The organism is Nonomuraea sp. NPDC052129 (assembly GCF_040680095.1).
Classification (GTDB): Bacteria; Actinomycetota; Actinomycetes; order Streptosporangiales; family Streptosporangiaceae; genus Nonomuraea.
This window is the reverse complement of record NZ_JBFAVX010000009.1, coordinates 245,463-268,630: the sequence shown is the minus strand read 5'-3', so window position 1 is coordinate 268,630 and position 23,168 is coordinate 245,463. Positions and strand designations below refer to the sequence as shown.

Annotated in this window: 17 protein-coding genes; 11 read left to right on the top strand and 6 right to left on the bottom strand. The window is 70.2% G+C overall.

Going from position 1 to position 23,168, the window contains the following annotated elements:
- Positions 1-69: 69 nt before the first annotated feature.
- The gene (locus AB0L53_RS22585) at positions 70-903 is read right to left on the bottom strand and encodes a DMT family transporter (protein ID WP_363996892.1); all 834 of its coding nucleotides are present in this window, start codon (positions 901-903) and stop codon (positions 70-72) included.
- Between the two features lie 89 nt (positions 904-992).
- Between AB0L53_RS22585 and AB0L53_RS22580 the strand changes: the two genes are divergently transcribed.
- The 5 genes from AB0L53_RS22580 to AB0L53_RS22560 all read left to right on the top strand — a co-directional run bounded on the left by AB0L53_RS22580 (position 993) and on the right by AB0L53_RS22560 (position 5,030).
- Positions 993-1,568: an XRE family transcriptional regulator gene (locus AB0L53_RS22580; protein ID WP_225291955.1), complete on the top strand. Its 576-nt coding sequence runs from the start codon at positions 993-995 to the stop codon at positions 1,566-1,568.
- Between the two features lie 120 nt (positions 1,569-1,688).
- A complete protein-coding gene (locus tag AB0L53_RS22575) occupies positions 1,689-1,994 on the top strand; it encodes a hypothetical protein (RefSeq protein ID WP_363996889.1) in 306 nt (101 codons plus the stop codon).
- An 85-nt stretch (positions 1,995-2,079) separates the two neighbouring features.
- Complete coding sequence (locus tag AB0L53_RS22570) at positions 2,080-2,808, top strand: polysaccharide deacetylase family protein (RefSeq protein ID WP_363996887.1); 729 nt, start codon at positions 2,080-2,082, stop codon at positions 2,806-2,808.
- A gap of 57 nt (positions 2,809-2,865) precedes the next feature.
- Positions 2,866-3,516 (top strand): DUF2461 domain-containing protein, encoded by a 651-nt coding sequence (locus tag AB0L53_RS22565; protein WP_358539638.1) that lies wholly within the window; start codon positions 2,866-2,868, stop codon positions 3,514-3,516.
- Positions 3,517-3,536: 20 nt separating this feature from the next.
- Positions 3,537-5,030 (top strand): DUF2079 domain-containing protein, encoded by a 1,494-nt coding sequence (locus tag AB0L53_RS22560; protein WP_363996883.1) that lies wholly within the window; start codon positions 3,537-3,539, stop codon positions 5,028-5,030.
- Here the strand turns inward: AB0L53_RS22560 and AB0L53_RS22555 are convergent.
- From AB0L53_RS22555 to AB0L53_RS22545, 3 genes are all read right to left on the bottom strand, one after another.
- Entirely contained in the window at positions 4,993-7,530 is a 2,538-nt protein-coding gene (locus tag AB0L53_RS22555; RefSeq protein WP_363996880.1) for a hypothetical protein, read from the bottom strand. The genes AB0L53_RS22560 and AB0L53_RS22555 overlap by 38 nt on opposite strands.
- Before the next feature lie 116 nt (positions 7,531-7,646).
- Complete coding sequence (typA, locus tag AB0L53_RS22550) at positions 7,647-9,497, bottom strand: translational GTPase TypA (protein WP_358428786.1); 1,851 nt, start codon at positions 9,495-9,497, stop codon at positions 7,647-7,649.
- A gap of 58 nt (positions 9,498-9,555) precedes the next feature.
- On the bottom strand, positions 9,556-10,146 hold the full coding sequence (locus AB0L53_RS22545; protein WP_363996877.1) for a TetR family transcriptional regulator: 591 nt from the start codon (positions 10,144-10,146) through the stop codon (positions 9,556-9,558).
- Positions 10,147-10,246: 100 nt separating this feature from the next.
- On the opposite strand from AB0L53_RS22545, the gene AB0L53_RS22540 reads away from it, so the two are divergent.
- Genes AB0L53_RS22540 through AB0L53_RS22520 form a run of 5 tightly spaced genes read left to right on the top strand, consistent with a single transcriptional unit; the run spans position 10,247 to position 17,224 of the window.
- Positions 10,247-10,990 carry an AMP-binding protein gene (locus tag AB0L53_RS22540; protein ID WP_363996874.1) on the top strand — a complete coding sequence of 248 codons (744 nt, stop codon included), beginning with the start codon at positions 10,247-10,249 and terminating at the stop codon, positions 10,988-10,990.
- Between the two features lie 53 nt (positions 10,991-11,043).
- Complete coding sequence (locus AB0L53_RS22535; RefSeq protein ID WP_363996871.1) at positions 11,044-13,461, top strand: LuxR C-terminal-related transcriptional regulator; 2,418 nt, start codon at positions 11,044-11,046, stop codon at positions 13,459-13,461.
- 56 nt (positions 13,462-13,517) lie between these two features.
- The gene (locus AB0L53_RS22530) at positions 13,518-13,949 is read left to right on the top strand and encodes an AMP-binding protein (RefSeq protein ID WP_363996868.1); all 432 of its coding nucleotides are present in this window, start codon (positions 13,518-13,520) and stop codon (positions 13,947-13,949) included.
- Positions 13,950-13,977: 28 nt separating this feature from the next.
- Complete coding sequence (locus AB0L53_RS22525; protein ID WP_363996865.1) at positions 13,978-16,455, top strand: LuxR C-terminal-related transcriptional regulator; 2,478 nt, start codon at positions 13,978-13,980, stop codon at positions 16,453-16,455.
- Between the two features lie 16 nt (positions 16,456-16,471).
- A complete protein-coding gene (locus AB0L53_RS22520; protein ID WP_363996862.1) occupies positions 16,472-17,224 on the top strand; it encodes an alpha/beta fold hydrolase in 753 nt (250 codons plus the stop codon).
- Positions 17,225-17,416: 192 nt separating this feature from the next.
- On the opposite strand, the gene AB0L53_RS22515 is transcribed toward AB0L53_RS22520, so the two are convergent.
- The gene (locus tag AB0L53_RS22515; protein WP_358178367.1) at positions 17,417-18,850 is read right to left on the bottom strand and encodes an aldehyde dehydrogenase; all 1,434 of its coding nucleotides are present in this window, start codon (positions 18,848-18,850) and stop codon (positions 17,417-17,419) included.
- A gap of 131 nt (positions 18,851-18,981) precedes the next feature.
- On the bottom strand, positions 18,982-21,999 hold the full coding sequence (locus AB0L53_RS22510) for a M14 family zinc carboxypeptidase (protein ID WP_363996858.1): 3,018 nt from the start codon (positions 21,997-21,999) through the stop codon (positions 18,982-18,984).
- Between the two features lie 201 nt (positions 22,000-22,200).
- Here AB0L53_RS22510 and AB0L53_RS22505 point away from each other — a divergent pair, with 201 nt between their 5' ends.
- Entirely contained in the window at positions 22,201-23,091 is an 891-nt protein-coding gene (locus AB0L53_RS22505; RefSeq protein ID WP_363996855.1) for a hypothetical protein, read from the top strand.
- Positions 23,092-23,168: the final 77 nt, after the last annotated feature.

Here is a 23,168-nt window from a genome sequence, read left to right as displayed (position 1 = left end):
CCAAGCGACCGGAGAGACCTCACACGGGCCGTGCCAAGCGGCCGCGGAGAGCCCGTGCGAAGCACCGCGTCAGGCGACCGCGATGAGCGCCACCGCGCCGAGCGCGCACGCGACGCCCGCCACCTGGATCGCGTGCAGCCGCTCGCCCAGCACCCGCCGGGCCAGCAGCAGCGTGCTCGCCGGATAGAGGGACACCAGCACCGCCACCAGGCTCAGCAGGCCCTGCTGCTTGGCCTCCAGGTACAGGACGTTGGCCAGCATGTCGAGCACGCCCGCCGCGACGATGATGTGCAGCGACCGGCCGGCCGGTTTCAGCGTGCGCCGCGTCGCCACCGCGAGGGCCACCACCAGCGCCACCGAGGACAGTCTGGCCCCCACCAGGGGCCACAGCCCGCCGTCGGCGGGAGCCAGGGCGAGCAGGATGAAGAAGCCGCCGAACCCGGCGCCCGCGGCCAGGGCGATGAGCACCGAGCCGATCGAGCCGCTCTTCGCGCCGGAGCGGTCCTGGCTGACCAGGAGTACGGAGCCGAGGGCCAGCACCACCCCGACCAGCGACACGGGCTCGGGGCGCTCGCCGGTCGCCAGGCCGTACATGACGGGGAGCGCCGCCGACGTGACCGCGGTCGTGGGCGCCACCACCGACATGACGCCGACGGCGAGCGCCCGGTAGAAGAGCACCAGCCCGGCGGCGCCCGCCACGCCCGCGCCCAGCCCCCAGAGCATCGCCGCGTCGCTGAACACGCCGGGGAGCAGGGGCAGCAGGAGAAGGATCACGGCAAGGCCGGAGAGCTGCGAGAGCGCCACGACCGAGAACACCTGCGAGCGGCGGGTGGCCAGGCCGCCGAAGAAGTCGGCCGTGCCGTAGACCACCGCGCAGGCCGTCGCGAGGATCACCGCGAGCATGCTCCACCGTCCAGTTCATCAGAGTGCACTGCTAGTACAACTCATTAGAGTACAACACAGTGCAAATCACCTTCACTACACTGCACTGTATGGAGGATCCGGAGACGATCACGCAGGCCATCGCCAACAACGTGCGCGCCCAGCGCGCGCACCGCGGGCTCACCCTAGACGCGCTGGCCGCCAGATCGGGAGTGAGCAGAGGCATGCTGGTCCAGGTCGAGCAGGCCCGGACGAACCCCAGCGTCTCCACCCTCACCCGGATCGCCTCCGCGCTGGGTGTGACCGTGGCCAGGCTGGTGGAGGTCTCCGACGTGCCGGTGGTGCGGATCGTCGAGAAGGCCGACGTGGTCACGTTCGATCAGGGCGAGGTGCAGGCGAAGCTGCTGGTCGGGGCCGATACGCCGATGATCCTCGAGCTGTGGGACTGGCGGCTGGCGCCCGGCCGGCACCACGACGGCGACGCCCACCCGCCGGGCACCCGCGAGATGCTGACGGTCCTGGAAGGCGAGCTGACGCTCACGGTGTACGGCAGGAGCCACGTGGTCAAGGCCGACTCCGCGGTGCTCTTCACCGCCGACAGACCCCATCGCTACGCCAACCAGGGATCCGAGGAGCTCCGGCTGGTGATGGTGGTCGCCGAGCCCAGAGAGGCGCCTGACCAATAACGTCGAACAGCCTCCGGATCACCTTCTGGAGTTTGATGATTACAGCATGTCCTTGACGGCTGATGCCGGATGGTGGGTACATCCCGGTGTGTGCGACGTAACGTCAGCTGGGGGTGGCGCGTGACCGAAGGGCGCACGGCGACGGGGAAGCTCCACGCGGAGCTGCACGGTCTCGGTGTCACCAGCGCCTACGAGGTGGGCGACGAGGCCACCGTCTCGGTGTGGATCGGCCTGGTCGTGCATTACAGGGACGGGTTTTACCGCTGGCAGGAAGGGCCCGTGAAACGTCGGCATTTGGGTACGGATCCGGTTGGATGTGCCATACGCGTGGCGCGTCGATACACCGAACTGCAGGCCGATATCCCACTCTGGTGGGAGGACCTGGCCAAGGAGCTGCGGGGTAACCCGGTACAGGAATATCCGTAAACCCCGCTCTCAGGGGGGCGGCATGCGGGGCTGGGCGGTATCTCTGGCGTTGCTCGTCGTCGTGACGGGATGCGGGACCCGGCCGATGATCCAACCCCAGCTGACCCGCGCACAGGCGCCCATCGATCCGAAGAAGCTGGCCAGGCAGCTCGAAGCCATGCAGCCCGGCTGGCCGGCGGCCCGCAGGATCAACTGCAGGCGCATGAAGTGCGTCGCGCTCACCTTCGACGACGGGCCCGGCGAATACACCGCCAGGCTGCTGGACCTGCTGAGCGCCCGGAAGGTCAGGGCCACGTTCTTCGTCGTGGGGCAGATGGTCGCCGCGCACGGGGGCGCCCAGCTCGTACGCCGCATCGTGGCCGAGGGGCACGAGCTCGGCAACCACACGTGGAACCATCCGCCGCTCACCGGGTTGACGGACCGAGGGCTGCGCTTCCAGCTGAAGCACACGAACGACCTGGTGGAGCACGTGACCGGGGTCCGGATGCGGGTGATGCGCCCGCCGTACGGAGCGACGAACCGCCGGGTGGCCGCCGAGGCGCGGCGCCTGGGGCTGGCGCAGGTCCTGTGGAGCGTCGACACCCTGGACTGGCAGGACCGGGTGCCCGCCCTCGTGGCCAGGCGCGCGGGCAAGGCGGCAGTGGGGTCGATCGTGCTGATGCACGACATCCACCGCAGCACGGTCCAGGCGGTCCCCGCGCTGCTCGATCTGCTGGCGAAGAAGGGCTGCACGCCGGTGACCATCTCGGAGCTGTACGGCGGGACGCCGGTGCCGGGCCGGATGTACACGGCCCGGATGGACAAAGCCCGATGAGCCCGTACGGCCGTGCGGCGCGTCAAACCGTCGGTCGGCCGTGGCACTCTTGACCACATGGGTTTCACCGGTTTCCCCGACGAGGCGTTCGTGTTCTACGAGGGCCTCGAGGCGGACAACAGCAAGACATATTTCACCCGGCACAAGCACTTCTACGAGGACGCGGTGCGTGCGCCGATGCTCGCCCTCACCGAGGAGCTGGCGGCGGAGTTCGGCCAGGCCCAGCTGTTCCGCCCCTACCGTGATGTCCGCTTCGCCAAGGACAAGTCACCGTACAAGACCCATCAGGGTGCCTTCGTGGACCTCACGCCCGGCATCGGGTTCTATGTCCAGATCGGCGCCGACGGACTGTTCACGGCGGGCGGCTGCTACACCCAGGCGTCCGACCAGGTGGCCCGCTACCGCGCCGCGGCCGACGAGGACCTGACGGGCAAGCCGCTGGCGGACATGGTGACGGCCTTGCGGGCCGAGGGCTACGTCATCGGCGGCGACCGGCTCAAGACCCGTCCCCGTGGCATCGCGGAGGATCATCCCCGCCTCGACCTGCTGCGCCACAGGTCCCTGCACGCGGGCCGTCAGTGGGAGCCCGAGCCGTGGGTCCACACGGCCGAGGTCCTCGACCGGGTCCGCGCCACCTGGCGTGCCTTTGGGCCGCTGGTGGACTGGATGTGCGCCCACGTACGCGCCAGCGAGCTGCCGCGCCGCTGACCATGGGAGGTCAACAGAGCGTGACGGTGCGCGGGGACAACGCGGCGACGGTCATCGCCGAGACGGGGGATCGGACGCGCCGCGACCGCGTCACGCTGGCGGCGATCACCGCCATGGCGGCCGCCCTCTACACCACCCTTTCCCTCACCAAGCTGGCGAACTTCAAGGCCGGCGCCTACGACCTGGTGATCTTCGACCAGGCCGTGCGCTCCTACTCCCAGTTCCGCCTGCCCATAGCCATCGTCAAGGGCGTCCACAACGGCTTCGGTCCGGACTTCTCCACCCTCGGCGATCACTGGTCGCCCATCCTCGCCCTGCTGGCCCCGCTCTACTGGCTGTTCGACGGTCCGGCGACGCTGCTGGTCGCCCAGGCGGTGCTGCTGGCCGCGGCGGCGGTCCCGCTGTGGGTGTTCACGCGGCGGGCGCTGGGGCCGGGCGCCGCGCATCTCGTCGCCGTGGCCTACACGCTCTCGTGGCCCGTGGTGGAGACCGTGGCGTTCGACTTCCACGAGGCGGCGTTCGCGCCGCTGCTCACCGCGGTGCTGCTCGAACGCCATCAGGCCGGTAAACGGGTCGGCGTGGTGACGGCCGCCCTGGCGCTGCTGTGCGTCAAGGAGGACATGGGGCTGCTGGTCGCCGGGTTCGGGCTGGTCCTGCTCGCCCAGCGCGGCTGGCGGGTCCTGGGCGGCGCGTTCGTGGCCGGCGGGGCGGCCTACACGTGGCTGGCCTCGCAGGTGCTCATCCCGCTGTTCGGGGGGCGGGCCGACTACTACTGGGCGTACGGCGCGCTGGGGCCGGACATGCGGGGCGTCGCGCACACCGTCCTGACCGATCCGCTCGCGGTGCTGGCCCAGCTCGGCAGCCCACCGGTCAAGCTCGTCACGCTGGCCCTGCTGCTCGGCATCACGCTGCTGGCGGCGCCGCTGTCGCCGCTGCTGATCATGGCGGTGCCGCTGCTGGCCGAGCGGATGCTGGCCAGCTCGTTCCCCAACTGGTGGGTGGCCGGCTACCACTACAACGCCTTCGTCGTGGTGGTGGTCTTCGCGGCCGGAGTGGACGGCGTCCGGCGCCTGCGCGCCCGCTACGCGCCCGGCGGCGACCCGGTGACGCGGGTCTGGGCTTTGGGGGTGGTCGGGTTCGCGCTGGTCTCCGTGCCGTTCTTCTCCCTGGCCGGACTCGCCGACCCCGATTCCTACCGGCACGACGCCCGTGAGCGGGCCGCGGCCGCCGCCGTCGCCGTGGTGCCCGACGGGGTGCTCGTGGAGGCGGCCAACAACCTGGCGCCGGCCCTGTCGGGGCGGAGCAGGGTGCTGCTGTGGGACCGCACGCCGCGCGATGCGCCGTGGGTCGTGGCCGACGTGGGGCGGAAGACCTTCCCGTTCGTGAACGTGGCCGAACAGCGGGAGCGGGTACGGCTGCTGGTCGGCAGCGGCTACGAGGTGCGCTTCTCCCAGGACGGCTACGTGGTCCTGGCGGCTACGGCCCGGACGACGAGGACACCTGGTCCCCCTTGAGGATGCGGTCCACGGTCTGGCCCGCCGCCGACGTCGCCGCCGTGGTGCCCGCCGCGATGACGACGGCCAGCAGCGGCGTGGCCAGGCTGCGTACGCTGCGTACGTTGCGCACCCGCGCCCACGGCTCCCCGGCCAGGTGCATGACGCGCCACTCCCAGTACAGTCCGAGCCCGATGCAGACCAGCGCCACCTCGCCCACCACGATGGCCACCACCTGCGCCTTGACCGCCACCCCGATGTCCGGCTCGAACAGCGTGGGCAGATACGCCGACAGCTCCGTGACCAACGCCGCCGCCATCAGGTGGAGCGCCTTGGTCATCGGCTGGGTGCCCCGGACGCGCGGATAGAAGTAGCCGAACACGAAGCCGAAGGCGGGCAGCGTCAGCAGATACCGGGAGTCGAACACGAAACTGCTCAGGTCGGCCCCTGTCGGCCAGCCGAACACGAGCACGAAGGGCAGGCTCAGCAGCAGGCTGATCACGAACGCGTACACGCCGTTGTGCCAGGGCGTGCAGCCGGCGGCGGTGGCCAGGGCTGTCTCGGGGTTGCGTCCGTGCTCGTCCAGCGCGGCCTCCAGCTCGTGGCGCCGTGTGTCGAACTCGGTCATCGTCAGCTCGCCGGCGCCCAGCTTGCCCCGGCCGATGCGATAGAGCTCCTGCTCGGAGATGAGCAGGAGCCGCTTGTGCAGGGCGGCCCTGACCAGCTGCCGGTGTTCCTCGGCGGTGGCGGGCTCGACGACGGCCGGGTGAGGGCGTACGAGGAGCCAGCGGGCCGTCACCCAGGCGGCGATCGAGGTGATCGTCAGCTGCGGCAGCGCCACGTTGACGTCGGTGAGCGTGGTGCTGCCCCGAGGGGTGAGGTAGAGCACCATCAGGCAGGCGATCACCGTGGGGTGCGTCGCCGGGTGGTCGAGCGCGGCCAGCGAGCCGCCGAGCCGCCGGAGCCGGAGCACCAGCAGCGCGAACGCCAGCAGCAGTAACCCGAGCACCCCGCGTACGAGCGGGTCGAGCGGCAGGATGCCGATCTTCGGCATGTTCGACGTGTCGGTGCCGCCGAAGGGCAGGTTCCACGACCCGCTGTCCAGCCACTCGGTCGGCCAGCCCTGCACCAGCAGGCTCACCAGCACGGCGCCAACGACCGCGGTGCGGGTCCACATCTTGGTGGCCACGGCGATGGCGGCGACCGGGATCACCGCCCAGCCGAGGGCCAGCACCAGCCGGATGCTGTCCGGCGGGTACACCCCGGTCAGCAGCGCCCGTCCCCACAGGGCGAGCGCCAGCAGGCCGATCGCCGCCTCCGCCGCCAGCACCGCCAGCCGTACGATCACCACGCGGACCCCCAGGTCCACGCTGAACACCACCGCCGCCGCGGCGGCCGTCACGGCCGCGACCACGGAGCCGATCAGCAGCGTCTGGGCGGGCAGCTGCTCGTGCAGCCACGACCAGGACAGCATGCCGATGCCGACGAGGCAGGCGAGCCCGGTGACGACGAGCATGTCGCGGGTGGTCCACGGCGGGCTGGTCGGCAGGGCCCGGCTCGCGTGCCGCGCCGTGAGCGCCGGCAGCGCGAGGAACAGGGCCACGTACGCCACGGGCCGCCAGTCCGGCGCCAGGAGCGGGAGCAGCACCAGGGGCGTGACCAGGACGATCCCCAGGAGAAGCTCGCGGTTGGGCTGCCGGTTCCACCAGGCCAGGCCGAGCGAGCGCGCCAGGAAGGCGGCCAGCGCGATCGCGGTGAGCACGCCGAGCCCGGCCGTCCACGAGAAGTCGTCGGCCTCCTCCGCGTCCGGGAACCCGTAGGAGTCCTGGGCCAGCGTCACCTTCACCAGGTACGACCCGACGGTGAATTGCAGAAGCTCCGACTCCTCCCGCTCGGGATCGAGCCCTTGGGCCTGCAGTACGGTCCAGTCGCCCGGCAGCAGGCTGATCGTCCGCTGGCTCACGATGAGCGGCTTGGCGCTGGGGGCGTTGAAGTCGAGCGTCATCAGATCGCTGGGCTTGAACTGCCGCAGCAACGTCACCCGGAACTCGGCCGTGGTCAGCCCGCCGGTTGTGGTGAGGATCGGTGCCGGCCGTGTGGTCGGGGCCAGCCAGTCGCCACCCACCTTGATGGCCCCGAACCCGTCGTCGGTGAACCGCTGGATGCCGCCGGGGAAGCTGCCGCCCTGCCGCAGCGTCTCGACCAGCGGGTCGGCCCGGTTCATGCGCAGCCGGTGCTCGATGGTCACCTTCACCTGGCGCTGCCGCTCGTCGAGCCGCCCCTGGGGCACGGCGCTCAGGTCACCTGGGCCGGCCCTGGTCACCACGACCTTGGTCGTCGCCTGCCGGGCGAGCTTCACCTGCGGGTCGCCCCGGTCCTCCAGCTCCCATGGTTCGGGCACGGTGGGACTCGCGGACCGCGTGGACAGCGGCACGGGCCTGGCCGCCACCGTGCACCAGACGATCGCTCCCGCCGAGACCATCGCGAGCCCGAACGCGATGAACATCCGGAGCTTCCCCACAAGTGGATGATTCACTCGCAGAGGGGGTTGTTCTCGCCACTCCGGTCACGGTGTGGTCACACCTGACTTCTACCGAATGTCAGGAAGAAGTCAGGTGTGGTTGGTGAGTGCCTGAATCAGGCGCGCTTGGCGCGAGCCGCGGAGCGGCCACGCGTGGAGGCGTCGAGGACCACCTTGCGGATGCGCACGTGGTCAGGGGTGATCTCCACGCACTCGTCCTCGCGGATGAACTCCAGCGCCTGCTCCAGCGACAGGTTGCGCGGCGGGATCACCTTCTCGGTCTCCTCGCTGGTGGAGGAGCGCATGTTGGTGAGCTTCTTCTCCTTGGTGATGTTGACGTCCATGTCGTCGGACCGGGAGTTCTCGCCGACGATCATGCCCTCGTAGACCTCGGTGGTCGGCGACACGAACAGCGTGCCGCGCTCCTGGAGGTTGAGCATGGCGAAGGCGGTCACGGGACCGGAGCGGTCGGCCACCAGGGAGCCGTTGTTGCGGGTGCGCAGCTCGCCGAACCACGGCTCGTAGGAGTCGAAGACGTGGTGCACCAGGCCGGTGCCGCGCGTCTCGGTGAGGAACTCGGTGCGGAAGCCGATCAGGCCGCGCGCCGGCACCACGAACTCCATCCGGATCCAGCCGGTGCCGTGGTTGGTCATGTGCTCCATGCGGCCCTTGCGGACGGCGAGCAGCTGCGTGATCGCGCCCAGGTATTCCTCCGGGCAGTCGACCGTGAGGCGCTCGACCGGCTCGTGCACCTTGCCGTCGATGGTCTTGGTGACCACCTGCGGCTTGCCGACGGTCAGCTCGTAGCCCTCGCGGCGCATCTGCTCGACCAGGATGGCCAGCGCCAGCTCGCCGCGGCCCTGCACCTCCCAGGCGTCGGGCCGGTCGGTGGGGAGCACGCGCAGCGACACGTTGCCGACGAGCTCCTTCTCCAGACGGTCCTTGACCATGCGGGCGGTGACCTTCGAGCCCTTGGACTTGCCGACCAGCGGCGAGGTGTTGGTGCCGATGGTCATCGAGATGGCGGGCTCGTCGACCGTGATGAGGGGCAACGGGCGCGGGTCCTCGGGGTCGGCCAGCGTCTCGCCGATCATGATCTCGGGGATGCCGGCGATCGCGATGATGTCGCCGGGACCGGCCTCCTCGGCCGGCTTGCGCTCCAGGGCCTCGGTCATGAGCAGCTCGGTGATCTTGACCCGCTGGATCGTGCCGTCGGTACGGCACCAGGCCACCTGCTGGCCCTTGCGCAGCACACCCTGGTGCACCCGGCAGAGCGCGATGCGGCCCAGGTAGGAGGAGGCGTCGAGGTTGGTGACGTGAGCCTGCAGCGGGGCGCTGGGGTCGTAGGTGGGCGCCGGGATCGTCGACTTGATGATGTCGAAGAGCGGCTCCAGGTCCTCGGCGTCCGGCATGCCGCCGTCCTCGGGACGGTTCATGGAGGCGCGGCCCGCCTTGGCGGAGGCGTAGACGATCGGGAAGTCGATCTGCTCCTCGGTCGCGTCGAGGTCCATGAAGAGCTCGTAGACCTCGTCCACGACCTCCTTGATGCGCGCGTCGGGCCGGTCGACCTTGTTGATGCAGAGGATGACCGGCATCTTGGCGCCGAACGCCTTGCGCAGCACGAAGCGGGTCTGCGGCAGTGGCCCTTCCGACGCGTCGACCAGCAGCACGACACCGTCGACCATCGACAGGCCGCGCTCGACCTCGCCGCCGAAGTCGGCGTGGCCCGGGGTGTCGATGATGTTGAGGGTCATGCCGCCGTGACTTACGGCGGTGTTCTTCGCGAGAATGGTGATGCCCTTCTCGCGCTCGAGGTCGTTGGAGTCCATGACACGGTCGTCGACGTCCTGGTTGGCGCGGAACGCCCCGGACTGCCAGAGCATGGCGTCGACCAACGTGGTCTTGCCATGGTCGACGTGCGCGATGATCGCGATGTTCCGCAGGTCGTCGCGGCTGTTCAAAGGCATGATGACGTCTCGCTCTGTGATCGTGGGGGCGGCCGCGCGAAGTCGCGGCCTTATAAGTCTAGTTGATCCCCTCTGATGGCAGGAGCGGGACGAGATGCCGCCTGGCGTAGGCACGGGCTTCGTCGTCACTGTCCAGCGGTATCGCGCTGGCCGGTGTGAGCACGAACGACAGCGCGATACGGATGAACATCTCGGCCACGGCCTCGGCATCCGAGGGGTCGAGGCCGTCCGGGGTGTCGAGGTGCTCGGCGAGATACGTCCTGGCGACCGCGAGGTATGCGCCCGCCTCCAGAGTGAGGTGCGGCAGGATCATGTCGGGCTCGGTCGCCAGCAGTCTGCTCAGCAGCGGATGTCCCCGCACCAGGCGCAGCGTGACCGCGAACCCCTCCGTCACCCGGTCGGCCATGGTCGGCAGCGGCCCGACCGCCTGCTCGAACGCCCGCAGGAACCGGTGGAGCTCGCGCAGCATCACGCCCTGGATCAGGTCGCTCTTGCGGGCGAAGCGCCGATAGACGGTGATCCGTGACAGGCCCGCCTGCCGGGCGACGTCGTCGACGGTCAGGCGGCGCAGGCCGTGCTCCAGCATCCGCGCGTAGGCCGCGTCGAGGATGCGCCCAGCCGTGGTCGGCTCGCCGGAGTCGTCCTGCATGGATCAAGACTATGGGCGGCTCGCCGGGCACCGGATGTACATAGCGGGTTGCACATTTCTACGCATGTCCCGGCCGGTTCCGGATGCCTACATTGGCGGCATGACCTGGACAGAGCTGGTGCTGGGAGCCTCTCCCGTACAGGGCGACCAGCCCGCGGTCAGTGACGTCAGAACCGGCGAGGTGCTGTCGTACAACGCGTTCGCGCGGAAGGTCACGCACGCGGCGGCGGGGCTGCGCCGTCACGGTCTGCGCTACGGCGACCGCGTGATCGTCGACATGCCGCTCGGGGTGGGGTTCGCCATCGCCGTCCACTCCGTCGCCTGGTCCGGGGGAGTGGCGGTGCTCGGAGACTCCGGGACCGCCCGCATGATGATCGCCCAGCGCGGCTACGACCCGCTCGCGGTGGATGTTCAGAAGGTCTTCACCTTCGAGCCGACGCCGGGGGAGCTCCCGTTCAGCGACCTGCTGGGTGAGCGTTTTGTCCAGTTCGGGCCGCTGGCCGGCCCCGCGCTGAGCGTCGGTGGCGAATACGTCTACGACCACGACGAGCTGGCGTCGGACCTGCGCAACCTGTCGTCGCGGCTGCTGGTCAGCGAGGACGACGTCGTGCTCGCTGCGGTCAGCGATCCGCTCAAGGGGCTGCGGGTGCTCGATCTGGCGTTGATGTCGGGCGCCCACGTGGTCATCGCGCATGAGCCGAGCCTGATCGGCTGCCGCGTGCTCGCGCACGTGCACGCGGCCACCCTGGTGATCGCGCCGAACGAGGTGGTCAGACGCCTGCTCGGCGATCCGACGTTGCGTGTTGTGGACGAAAGGGCCGTCGTCAGCTCGCTCAGCCGGTGAAAAGTGCGACACTGTGGGAGAGTGTGATCCTTCCGCGACGCAGGGTGACCACAATGTCCGAGCCCCCCAGGCACAATCTTCCGGCCGAGCCCAACAGGTTCGTCGGTCGCGAGCGCGACGTCGACGACCTGTGCGGGCTGCTGGGTGAGACGCGCGTGGTCACGCTGTGCGGGGTCGGCGGCATCGGCAAGACCCGCCTGGCGCTGCGGGTCGCCGCGCGTCTGGTGCCCTCCTATCCGGGAGGCGTGTGGCTGGTCGAGCTGGCCAGGCTCACCCGGGGCGAGCTGATCCTGCAGGCGATCGGCCGGGCCGTCGGCATCCACGAGGAAGGCACCCGCCCGCTGCTCGACACGGTGGCGGCCCGTCTGCGTGACACGCCCGCCCTGCTGCTGCTGGACAACTGCGAGCACCTGGTCGACCAGTGCGCGGAAGTGGCCGCCGAGCTCGTCGCGGCGTGCCGGGGCCTCGGCATCCTGGCCACCAGCCGCGAGCCGCTGCGCATCGCCAGTGAGCTGGTCTGGCGGGTGCCGCCGCTCGACCTGCCCGACGAGCGGCATCCCGACGCCGAGTCCGTGCTCCTCTTCGTCGACCGCGCCACCGCCGCGGGCACCAGGCTGAGCCCGGCGAGCCTGGACGATGTCGTACGGCTGTGCCGGGCGCTCGACGGACTGCCGCTCGCGCTGGAGCTGGCCGCGGCCCGCACCAGCCTGCTCAGTCCCGGGCAGATCGTCGATCGGATCGACGGCCGCTTCTCGCTGCTGACCACCGGCGGCCGTACGGCTCCGCCCAGGCAGCGCACGCTGCTGGCCGCGGTCGAATGGAGCTACGACCTGCTGTCGGCCAAGGAACAGGTGCTCCTGCGCAGGCTGTCGGTGTTCGCCGGGTCCTTCGACCTCGAACTCGCCGAGCAGATCTGCGCCGACCGGCCCATCTCCGAGGCGGAGATCGTCGACCTGCTCGGCGCCCTGGTCGACAAGTCTCTCGTGCTGTGCGACGAGGAGCGCAGGCGCTACCGGCTGCTGGAGACCATCAAGCACTACGCGGCCGAGCGGCTGGCGGAGGCGGCCGAGCGCGAGGTGCTGCGCGATCGGCACCTGGAGGTGCTGTGCGAGCTCCAGTTGCGCCACTTCGGCACAGAAATGGTCGAGCCCGACCTGCCGTGGCCGGTGCGGCTGGCCGCACTGGAGGCCAGCCGGAGCCTGGTGGACGACCAGCGGGCCGCGCTCGACTGGGCGATCGAGTCCGGCAACGCGCCGCTGGGCCTGCGCCTGTGCGCCTACAGCACCAGCCTGCTCCCGGTCAGCAGCGTCAATCCGGCCGAGATCGTCGGCTGGGTGGAGCGGCTGCTGGCCCTCGACCTGACCCAGGTGTCCGACGAGCAGATCGCGCATGCCCACGCGTACCTGGCCTATGGGCTGGAGGGCCGCGACGAGCTGGCCCGCTCGCTGGAGTACGCCATGGCCAGCCTGGCGGGCCTGGGCGCCGACAACGTCTTCCCCAGCTGCGTCATGCACAGCCTGTCGGTCGTGGTGCTGCTGCGCATGGGACGAGGCGACGAGGCGCTGCACCACGCCGAGACCGGCCTGGCCCTGGCCACCGCCTCCGGCGATCAGTGGAACCAGGCGGCCGGGCTGGCCGGCCTGTCGGCGGTCGCGCTCACCCGCGGCCGGCTGCGCGAGGCCCAGTGCCATGGCGAGGAGGCCCTGGCCAAGGCTCGCCAGCACGGGCACCGCTGGCTGCTGGCCAGGACCGCGACACAGCTCGGCGCGGTCGCCGAGGCGCGCGGCGACCTGGTGAAGGCGATGGCCCAGTACGAGCTGGCGGTCCCGTGGCTGGAGGAGCTCAACGGCACCATCGAGCTGGCCCGCTGCCTGGCCAGGATCGGCCGGGTCGCGGCGCTGCTGCACGAGTTCGAGGTGGCCAGGGAGCGGCTGGCCGCGAGCCTGAAGCTGAGCAGGCTGACCGGGCAGCGCCAGAGCGTGGCCCGCTGCCTGGTGAGCCTGTCGGTGCTGGCGGAGGCCGAAGGGGACCTGGAGAGCTCCGTACTGGCCGCCGCCTCGGCCACCGCGCTGCGCGAGTCGATGGGCCAGCACTCCGCCACGATCCGCATCGAGGAGCTGCTCACCCGCGCCCGCGCCAAGCTCGGCGAGGGTCGCACCGCGACGCTCTGGTCGCGGGGCCGGACGATGAGCCCCGACGACGCCGCCTGCCAGGTCCTCGCGGGCGAGCGGCCGGTCCCGGCCGGTCCGGTGGCGACCGAGCCCGTCAGGCACTCGCTGCTGACCGCCCGCGAGCAGGAGATCGCGGCCCTGCTGACCAGGGGCCTGTCCAACCGGGCCATCGCCGAGGAGCTCGTCATCAGCCCCGCGACCGTGGCCAGGCACATCGCCAACATCATGGAGAAGCTCGGCTACACCTCGCGCGCTCAGATCGCGGTGTGGGCGGCCGAGCAGCCGCGCGGTTCTGCATAGCGATCTGCATATTCCGCCCCATGTGTGCATGAGATGCCCTCCATAGCGTGGGCGGCATGGAGGAGCGCATCGTGATGGTGGACTCTGGCACCGGCCTGTGTCTCACCGAGGGGCAGTTGGACGAGAGGTCGGCCGCCGCGACCGTCCAGCTGCGGCGCCGGGGCGTGCGCGCGGGCGACACGGTGCTCATCTGCCTGACCGTCGGTCCCGACCTGCTGGTGGCCACCGACGCGGTGATAGCCGCCGGCGGGATCGTCTGGCCGGTCCCGCCGGAGCTCGACGAGGGCAGGCTGCGGGATCGGATCATGGCCAGCCGGGCCCGCCTGATGATCTCCGACCTGCCGCGGGCGATGAACGCGGCGAGAGAGTCACCCGTACGCATGGTGGTGAGCGTCGCGGAGCTACATTCGTATCCGGTCAGTCGCGAACTCTGCACGGAAAGTGATCCCACCGGGCGGCGAACCAAGGGAGACTGTGAGGGAGTGTGATCCTCCCGCCAACACTTGGACCTTCTCCATGACTGCGCAAGTCCAGCACAACCTCCCCGCCGAACCCAACCGTTTCGTCGGACGGGCGCGCGACGTGGCCGAGCTGTGCGCGCTGGTCCGCGGCGAGCGCGTGGTCACGCTCAGCGGAGTGGGCGGCATCGGCAAGACCCGCCTGTCGCTGCGGGTCGCGGCCAACGCCCTGCCCGGCTTCACCGACGGCGTGTGGCTGGTCCAGCTCGCCCGCGTCAGCGACCCCGAGCTGATCGTGAAGGAGATGGCCGACGTGCTCGGCGTCCGCGAGGAAGGCTCCGAGCGGCTGCTCGACGGGCTGCGGATCCGGCTGCGCGGCACCAGGACGCTGCTCCTGCTCGACAACTGCGAGCACCTCGTCGAACCGTGCGCCGAGCTGGTGGCCGGTCTGCTCGCCGACTGCCCCGAGCTGAGATTCCTGCTCACCAGCCGCGAGCCGCTGCGCATCCCCGGCGAGCTGATCTGGCGGGTGCCGCCGCTCGACCTGCCCGACGAGCGGCATCCCGACGCCGAGTCCGTGCTGTTCTTCGTCGAGCGGGCGGCCGCGGCCGGGGCCCGCGCCGTGACCGACAGCATGCCCGACGTCATACGGCTGTGCCGGGCGCTCGACGGCCTGCCGCTCGCCCTTGAGCTGGCCGCGGCCCGCAGCAGCCTGCTCAGCCCGGGGCGCATCGCCGACCGGATCGGCGACCGGTTCAAGCTGCTGACCACCGGCGACCGCACCGCCCACGCCCGCCAGCGCACGCTGCTGGCCACGGTCGAGTGGAGTCACGACCTGCTCGCCCGCAAGGAGCGGGTGCTGCTGCGGCGGCTGTCGGTGTTCGCCGGGCGCTTCGATCTCGACCTGGCCGAGCAGGTGTGCGCCGACGGCGACCTGCTGCGCCGCGGCGAGGTGCTCGACGTGCTCAGCGGCCTGGTCGACAAGTCGCTGGTGCTCCACCACGGCGACGGCGGCCGCTACCACCTGCTGGACACCATCAGGCACTACGCCGCCGAGCGATTGTGCGAGGCGGGCGAGGAGGCGAGGCTGCGCGGCGGCCACCTCAGGGTGATCTGCGCCGAGATGGAGCGCTGCAACGAGGCCGGTTCGCTCCACCGCCGGTTGTCGTGGCCGGCCCGCGCCGTCCACTTCGCCAGGGGGCGCCGCCTGCTCGACGACTGCCGGGCGGCGATCGACTGGGCCGTCGAGTCCGGCGGCGCCGAGCTGGGGCTGCGCCTGGCCCACGCGGCGCTGACCATCCTCGCGGTGCGCGGCGATCTGCGGGAGAGCGTCGGCTGGTACGAACGGCTGCTCGGCCTCGACCTGTCGGGCGTGCCCGACCAGCTGATCGGCGTGGCCAAGGGCGGCCTCGCCTACGGGCTCGAAACGCGCGACGAGCTGGACCGGGCCGCGGCGCTCATCGAGGAGAGCATCGAGGAGCAGCGGCGCCACCCCTATACGCACTGGCTCGGCGTCACCTACGGCGTGGCCCTGACCGTCTTCTTCCGCACCGGCCAGACCGGTACGGCCCTGCGCTACCTGCGCGAGCTCGAAGTGGCGGCCGCCGAGCACGACGACCTGTTCAACCTGACGACCGCCCGCATCGCCCGGCTCAACCTGGCGCTCTTCCAGGGGCAGCCGCGCCAGGCGCAGCGGTTCGGCGAGGAGGCGCTGGCCCTGGCCATGGAGACCGGCCACCACTGGACCCTGGCCAGGGCCCTGACCCACCTGGGCGCGGTGGCCGAGGCCAGGGGCGACCTGGCGGCCGCCATGCGGCACCACACGGCGGCGCTGCCCATCCTGGAGGAGCTCGACAACCGGGTCGAACTGGCCCGCTGCCAGGCCAAGGTCGGCAGGGTGGCGGCCAGGCTGCACGACTTCCCCGCCGCCCGGCGCAGCCTGGCCGCCAGCCTGGTGCTGAGCACGCAGACCGGCCGGCGCAGCGGCGTCGTCCGCGCGCTGGTCGCCCTGTCCGTACTGGCGCAGGCCGAGGGCGATCTCGATGGGGCGGTCGTCGCGGCTGCGGCGGCGAGCGCGTTGCGCGAGTCGATCGGCCAGCACGATGCCCCGGCCCGCACCCAGGAGCTGCTCTCGCTCGCCCGCGACAAGCTCGGCGAGGGCCGGGTGGCGCTGCTCTGGGCCAGTGGCATCGCGCAGGATCCCGGCGCGGTGGCCCGGCGGATCCTCGACCAGAAGGCCGGCGCCGAAGACGTGCACGAGCCCGCCGACCTGCTCCCGGCCCTGCCCGCCCCGCTGCTCGCGTCCTCGTCGGGCCCGGCCGCCCGCGAGCCGCGCTACGCGACGCTGACGGCGCGCGAGCGGGAGATCGCCGGGTTGCTCACCGAGGGCCTGAGCAACCGGGCCGTCGCGGCGCAACTGGTGATCAGTCCGGCCACGGTGGCCAGGCACGTGGCCAACATCATGGAGAAGCTCGGCTTCAGCTCGCGCGCCCAGATCGCGGTATGGGCGGCCGAACATGGCCTCGACCACCGGTGACCATAAGCTCGGAAACATGCCGCTCGCTCTCAACTTCCCGGTCATGCTCCGCACCGAGGACGGCGTCCGCATCGACGCCGCGCACACCCCGTCCACCCGCTCCGGCCTCGGCATCGTGGTGGCGCACGGGTTCACCGGCTCGTGGCGCGACCCGGCCACGCGGCGCATCGCGCACGTGCTGAGCGGCTACGGCGGCGTGGTCGCGTTCGACTTCCGGGGGCACGGCCGTTCCGGTGGCGAGTCGACCGTGGGTGACAAGGAGATCCTCGACGTCGACGCCGCCGTACGGCACGCGCGGGTGATCGGCTATTCCAAGGTCGCCGTGGTCGGCTTCTCCATGGGTGCCGCCGTGGCCGTACGCCACGCGGGACTGCTCGGCGGCATCGACGCGGTGGTGTCGGTGAGCGGCCCGGCCCGCTGGCACTACCGCGGCACCAAGCCGATGCGCCAGGTGCACTGGGCCATCGAGCGGCCGATCGGCAGGTGGGCGGCCAGGGTGGCCAAGCGCACCAGGATCGCCCGCGGCGAGTGGGACCCGATCCCGGTGCCGCCCCACGAGGCCGCCGCGCTGATCTCCCCGACGCCGTTGCTGATCGTCCACGGCGACGCCGACGGGTTCTTCCCGCTCGAGCACGCGCACCAGCTCTACGAGGGCGCCCGCGAGCCCAAGAAGCTTTGGATCGAGCGCGGCTACGGCCACGCGGAGTCCGCCGCGACCCCGGAACTCATCCGCAGAATCGGAAAGTGGATCAGTACGAACCTTTTCTGAGTAATAGACGTCTATCTAGGGCGTAAGGAAGAAATCCGCCGGGAGAAAGTCCTACGGGAAGGAAACCGTCGAGGCGGTGGACGTAGGACATACTTCGTGGAGTAGCGGAGACCACACCAAGCGTTGCGGGGGCGCGCTGGGTGCGGGGCGCCGTGAGAAGGGCTCCGGTACGGCCGTACCGGAGCCCTGTTCTCAGCCCAGGCGCGCGATCGTCTTGTACTCCAGGTAGCTGCTGAGGCCCTCGGGACCCAGTTCGCGGCCCACGCCGCTGGCCTTGTAGCCGCCGAAGGGCGCGTTCGATTCCAGCATGAAGCAGTTGATCCCGTAGGTGCCGGTACGGACCTGGCGGGCCACCTCCATGCCGTGGTCGGCGTCGGCCGTCCAGACCGTACCGGCCAGGCCGTAGTCGCTGTCGTTGGCGATGCGGATCGCGTCCGCCTCGTCCTCGTACGGGATCACCGACAGCACCGGGCCGAAGATCTCCTCGCGGGCGATGCGCATCTCGTTGGTGACGCCCGCGAAGACGGTCGGGGCGACGTACCAGCCGCGGTCCATCGGCCGGTCCAGGCCGCCCACGACGACCTTGGCGCCCTCGTCCATGCCGGCCTGGATGTAGCCCTCGACGCGGTCCTGCTGCCGCTTGGCGACCAGCGGGCCGATGCCGGTGCCCGGGTCGGCGGGGTCGCCGACGGGCTGGGAGGTGACCATGTTCGCGACCGCGTCCACGACCTCGTCGTAGCGGGTCCGTGAGGCCAGGATGCGAGTCTGGGCGACGCACGCCTGGCCGTTGTTCATCAGCGAGGCGATCGCCAGCATGCCCATGCTGGACGGCAGGTCCGCGTCGTCGAGGATGATCGCCGCCGACTTGCCGCCGAGCTCCAGGCTGACCCGCTTGAGCTGCTCGCCGCAGATGGCGGCGATGCGGCGGCCCGCGGCGGTCGAGCCGGTGAAGGCGACCTTGTCCACGCCCGGGTGGGAGACCAGATGCTCGCCGGCCTCGCGGCCCGCGGGCACGATGTTGAGCACGCCGGCCGGGATCCCGGCCTCGATCACCATCTCGGCGAGCAGGTACGCGTCGAGCGGTGTCTCCGGCGCGGGCTTGAGCACGATCGCGCAGCCGGCCAGCAGCGCGGGCGCGATCTTGGTCATGGCGACGAACTGCGGGACGTTCCACGGCACGATGGCCGCCACCACGCCCACCGGCTCCCGCCGCACGGTCGTCGGGCCGAACAGGCCGGGCCGCTGCTCCTCCTGGGCGAAGGTCTTGCCGTAGTCGGCGTAGTACTGCAGCATGCCGAGCGGCTGCGGCGCCTGCGCCAGGTTGGAGAAGGTGATCGGCGAGCCCATCTCCTCGGTGATGAGCGCGGCCATCTCGCCCTGCCGGGCGGCGTAGATCTCGGCCAGCCTGCCGATCACCTCGGCCCGCTCGGCGAACGTCATGCGCGGCCACGGACCGTGGTCGAACGCCTGCCGCGCCGCGGCCACCGCGCGGTCCATGTCCTCGGGGGTGCCGTCGGGCACGCGGCCCACGACCTCTTCGGTGTGGGGGGAGATGACGTCGATGGTGCCGGTCCCGGCCGGGGCCACCCATTCGCCCCCGATGAACAGCGTGTCGTGCTGGCGCATGTCGTGAGCCTCCTGCTTGACCGAATGCTTGCTTGGCTACTGAGCTCCTCAAGGTGACCGAACCATGTTCTGTCCACGCGCGCAAGAGGGGTCCGGCACGCGCGTACACGTGCCGGACCCCTCCGGGTCGATCAGCCGAGCAGGTGCCGCAAGGACCGCTTGACCAGGTCCGCACGCATGGCCTGGGTCGTCAGGCTCTCCACGCCGAAGCCGAGGTAGACGGTGTCCTTGGTGGCGATGCCGCCGCCCTCCTCGAAGACCTGGTCCGTGCGGGCCCAGGTGTTGATCGAGGGCGAGGTGCCCTCAGGAGGCGCCGCCGCGCTCCAGCCGCCCAGGTCGCTCTCGAACGAGGTCTGCTCCGCCGTCGCGCCGTTCAGCGTGACGGTGAAGTCGTCGAGGAAGACGCCCGCGCCCTGGGTGCTCCAGTCGCTGATGTACGAGACGGACAGCTCCACCTTCTTACCCGCGTACGGGGTCAGGTCGATCTTCCACCGCTGCCAGCCGGCCGAATTGCCCGAGGCCGCGTTCCACGAGCCGGAGGTGCCGGTCGGCTCGCAGCCCGGGCCCTGGTAGCGCTGGGTGAACGGGTGGAGCGCGCGCCAGCCCTCGCCGCCGCTGGGCGGGTCACAGCTGCTGCCCGTGCTCTGTGAGGTGTGACCGTTGACATCCGGCAGGGTCGTCCAGTCGTCGCCGCCCACGGTGTGCGCCTCCACGGTCAGGAAGTCCCAGTCGGCCTCGGTGTCGTACGAGGTCCAGAACGACAGGTCGCCACTGGTCTTGCCGGTCAGGTCGACGGTCTTGGTCAGCCGCTTCCAGGAGGCGTCGGCGATGCCACTGTAGACGTCCCAGGAACCGGTGTGCGGGTCGAACGGCCCGCCAGGCCGTGCCCACTTGACCGGCGCGGAGCTGGCGAACTGCGGGAACTGAGCGGCCGGCAGGATCGCCGAGGTCGCCACGAACGAGTTGGTGTGGCTCGGCTCCAGCGTGCCGGTGAAGCCCTTGAACCGGCCGTTCACGCCCTGCAGCGCGTACGGGAGGCCGGTGTCGGGGTTGGCGCCCGAGTCGTCGAAGAAGACGTAGGCGCCCAGCCAGTACTGCTGGAAGTCGTTGAACACCTGGATGCACGGCGGGTCGTTGGGGGTCGCGCATTCGGGCTGGGCCGGTTGGTCGGGCTGGTAGTAGTAGGCGCCGTTGTTGTTGGCCGCGTACGACGGATACTTGCCCGAGTGCAGGAGCTTGCCGCCCTCGTTCAGGTAGTCGCGCACGGCCAGCTCGGTGTCGACGCCGCCCTTGGAGGTGGTGCCGGCCACCTGGCCGACCGATCTCGGGATGATGTCGTCGCCCGTCTCCCAGACCACCGCCTTGTAGTGGCTGAGCACGCCGAGCGCGTGCGGAGCCTTGCGGCCCATCTTGTCCATGTCATAGACGTCGGAGCTGTAACCGGCCTCGTCGAGCGCCTTGACGTAGTCGTCGGCGTACTTGGCCTCGGTCACGCCCTGGACGGGGCTGAGGCCCGTGACGTCCTCGGTGGCCAGCACCAGCACCTTGCCGCCGATGTCACTGGCGACCTGGTAGGTGAAGTCCCCGCTCTTCCTGCCGATCGAGCTGAACCAGACCTTGACCTTGTCCCCGGGCCTGGTGCCGGTGATCTTGCCGCGCATCCAGTGGTAGTAGGTGTCGTAGCCCTTGCCGTAGCGCTCGCCGCCCCGCCACTCACCGGTCAGTACGGTCTTGGTCCGGCCGCCGTTGACCTGGTAGTTGAGGAAGATCGGGCCGAGCTTGCGCTTGGCGTCGACCTGGACCACCTGGTCCCGGCCGTAGCTGACCTCGAACGGGTCCAGCACGAAGTCGGCCGTTGCGTTGCCGAGGTGGTTGACCGGCTCGGACCAGTTGGTGGCCGACTTGGCCACGTCCAGGGCGAACGGGATGTTCTTCTCGAACTCCGCCTGGACCAGCGCCTCGTCGTCGGGGAAGACGAACCCGCAGCCGTCACAGCCCTCGTCGAGCTCCGGCGTCCAGGCCAGCGTGCCGTACGAGGCGTGGGCGTGGTCGGTCGTCTCGCCGTTGGTGGTGTAGAGCTCCGCCGACAGGTCCGGGTCGAAGCCCGCGATCGCCGGCTTGGCGTCGTTCCCGGAGATGGCCTCGTAGATCGGGTTGTCCGCGGTCTTGGTGGCGACCTGCCAGCCGATCGGATAGAGCAGCAGCGGGCCGAAGGAGTGGTAGTTCACCTGGCCCTTGAACCTGATCCGCCTGAGCAGCCCGTCGAGCGCCCTGGTCTCGGGCTCGCTGGCAGGTGCCGCGCCGCGGTAGGTCTCGCTGCTCGGGATCGACGAGGAGCCCTCCTCGTCGTAGTGGAAGTTGGTGGGGTAGTTGCGGTTCGGGTCGACGCCGTCGCCGGTGGTGATCCGCCCGTCGCCGTCGTTGTCACGCAGGTTCTTGCGCCACAGACGGTTGCCTTCGGTGAAGGTGAAGTCGTAGCCGTCGGGGTTGGCGACCGGCACGAACCAGAGCTCGGTCCTGTTCAGCACATCCTTGAGCGCGGCCCTGTTGGCGATCACGTGCTTCAGCAGCCGCATGTCGACCTCGGTGGAGATCCACTCACGGGCGTGCTGCGTCGCCGAGTACAGCGTCGCCGGCTTGATGCCGTCGGGCAGCACCCTGGCCAGGGCGGTGACCTTGACGGCGAGGATGTCCTGGCCCTTCAGCGTCTTGCCGAGGGACTCGATCTTCACTATGTCCTTGTTCGCGTTGGCGATGGCCTTGAGCTGGTCGGCGATGCCGCCCGGCTCGGAGTAGGACTTCCAGACGGTGTAGCCGCCGGCGGCCTGTGCCTTGGCGGCCTCCAACTGCGTCTGGCCCTGCGGGTTGCGTACGGGCTCCGGCTTATAGCCGAGCTTGCGCAGGCCGTCGAGGTCGGTCTGGGCGGCGGTCACCTCGACGTGCTCCTTGCCGCCCTTGGTGTCCTGCTGGACGACGTCGAAGCCCTTCTCCTTGAGGGCCTGCCCGGTGCCGGGCGTACTCTCCAGTTGGTAGAGCTCGATCCTGTCACGGGGTGGTAGGGGGTCCACCGACGCCTGGGCCTCCAGGGCGACGAGGGACGTGCCGAGGCCGAGGACGACGGCGGTGGACAGGGTCAGTAATCGAGACACGAGGTCTGCCCCTTCGCAGAGACCAGTTTCGTCGCCATCTCAGACCGATACGTCGCACTCGGCAAGGCCCAATCTTTATGCCTGCCTTAGATCGGACAATCTTCAGATAATTCGCCAAAGGGGCGCGACTTGCCGTGTTCAGGTGACAATATTCAAGATCATCTTCTATAGTTTCGGTCCGTCGATGAGGGGAGGACGGACGTGAAAATCAGTCGCTTCGCCCTATTCGCCATCGTCCTGGTGGGGCTGTTCGCGTTCCCTCTCCCGGTCTCCGCGGCTCCCAACCCGGCCGAGTTGCGCAAGCTGACCAAGCAGGCGTCCCAGCTCAACGACCTCTATCGCGGCCAGATCCAGAGCCTGGAGGAAGTACGGATCCAGGCCAAGAAGGCCACCGACAACTCCGGCGACCTGGAAGCCCGGCTCGCCAGCGCCAAGGCCGAAGTGACCTCGATCGCCCAGAGCACCTACATCGCGGGCCCGCTCGACGGCGTCCAGTTGATCGCCCCGGGCGTCGACCCCACTGTCGCGCTCGGCCAGGCGGCGAACATGACCTACCTGGCCAACGAGCGCATCAGCAAGGTGCAGAGCATCCAGGCGTTGATCGACAAGGCGGCGGAGGCCAAGCGGACCGCCGGCGAAAAGATCGACAAGCTGAAAAAAGAGATCAAGACCATGCAGGGCAAGCGCCGCGAGATCGAGCGGCTCCTCGCCAAGTACGGCTTCCAGCAGCCGGGCGGCTCCTCGGGGCTCACGCCGCGCCTGATCGCAGTGCGGGCCGAGATCATGCGGAATTTCCCCATGCCGTACGGGGTGGGCTGCCTGCGGCCTGGTGACCCCGGTGAGCATGGCAAGGGGCGGGCCTGCGACTTCATGATGTCGAGCGGCGGGCGGGCGGCCACGGGGGCCGACGCCGACCGGGGTGACGCACTGGCCGAGTGGCTGATCAAGAACGGGCCCCGGATCGGGGTGATGTACATCATCTGGAAGCAGCGGTATTACGACATTCGGTCGGGGGGTGGCTGGGACCCGATGTCGGACCGGGGTGGGGTCACCGCCAACCACTACGACCATGTGCATGTGTCGGTGTTCTAGCGGCTGTGCGGAACGACGGTCCGTTGGGGCTGGGGTCCCCAGGGAGGAATACCCCCTCCGGGGGCGGGAGTAGACGG